The following is a 1,444-nucleotide window of genomic DNA, read 5'->3' on the forward strand; positions in this document are numbered from 1 at the left end:
CTGTGGGGCGTCCTGGCGCGGAGCCAGCGCGCCCGGGTGCGGCTGCTGAGCGGTGACGCGGCCGGCTGCGTCACCGAGATGGTCAGGGCCGGCGGCGGCCCCGAACTCCTGCGGATCGACGGCCACCACCGGCTGTCCTGCCTCACCACGTTGGCGTTCGCCGCGTTCCTGCTGGAGGACACCGCCTCGGCACGGCACTGGGCGCGGCTGGCCGAGGACTGCGCCGGACGGTCCGGCCTCCGGACGTCCAAGGCCTACTCGCATCTGGCCGCGTCCTACGTCCTGATGGCGGACGGCGACCTCGACGGCGCGGCCGCCCGCGCGCGCAGGGCGGCGGAGATCTTCGGCGCCGCGGAGGCCCCGGTCGCGATGGGCCGGGCGCATCTGGCGGCGGGCCTGGCGCTCGCCGAGTCCGACCGTGAACGCGCCGACACCGAGCTCTACCACGCCAAGAACCTGTTCGCCGGCGCCGGGGCGCGGTGGTGGCACGGCCGGGTCGTCCTGGAGCAGAAGCGTCTGGGCGGGCGGCGGGGACGGAACGTCCGGGGACCGGTGCTCTCCCGGCTCACCGACCGGGAACGGCAGATCGCCGGTCTGCTCGCCGAGGGGATGACCAACCGGGAGATCGCGACGACCCTCGCGATCAGCACGAAGACCGTCGAGAAGCGGCTGTCGCAGGTCTTCGCGCGGCTCGGGGTGTCGTCCCGGGTCGCGGCGGCCGCCGTCATCGCGGTGGGCGGCGGGGGCACCTGAGGTGGCGGGACGCGAACACCTGTGGACGGAGCTCGTCGCCGAGCTGGACCGGGCCATGGACGAGGGCGCGGTCGTGGTGGCGCTCGTCGGCGATCCCGGGATGGGCAAGACCCATCTGCTGGCGGCGCTCCGCAGGGAGGTCGCCGAACGCGGGCTCACCGCCCGTTCCTGGCGTGCCTCGCCGGGCCCGCACGGGTGGTGGAGCGAGCTCCTCGGGTGCGCGGAACCCGAGGAGCTCGACCCGGGCCCGACGGCGGGGGCCGTCCGGTCCCGGCTGCGGGACGGCGACGTGCTCCTGCTCGATGACGTCCACCGCGCCGACCGCCGGTCGGCGCGGGTCCTCGTCGAGCTGGTCCGCGGGGGCGGCCCAGCCCGGCTGACGGTGCTCGCCTTCCGGCCGGACCAGGTACGGCCGGACCTGCTGCAGGCGCTGGACGGCGCAGCCGTCCCGACCCTCCGGCTGGAGCCGCTGGACGAGGAGGAGGCGCGGAGCCTCCTGGATCCGCCGCTCTCCGAGGAGGAGACCCAGCGCGCGCTGGAGGCGGCGCAGGGCGTCCCCCGCTACCTGGAGGCCCTCGCCAGGCTCGGTCCCGATCGGCCGGTGCCCCCGGCGCACGATCCGCTGGTGTCGATCGTCCGGAGCGAGTTCGCGGGCCTGGACGCCGGGACGGCCGAGGTCGCCCTGGGCGCG

Annotated in this window: 2 protein-coding genes; both read left to right on the forward strand. The window is 76.2% G+C overall.

Annotated features, from left to right (window positions below):
• Positions 1 to 753: helix-turn-helix transcriptional regulator (locus tag ACYVE7_RS33965; RefSeq protein ID WP_460370675.1), on the forward strand; the 753-nt coding region annotated here is incomplete at its 5' end.
• A gap of 1 nt (position 754) precedes the next feature.
• Positions 755 to 1,444, forward strand: a 690-nt coding sequence (locus tag ACYVE7_RS33970) for an ATP-binding protein (protein WP_460370678.1), incomplete at its 3' end; no start/stop codon positions are given.

Source organism: Actinocorallia lasiicapitis, assembly GCF_054778695.1.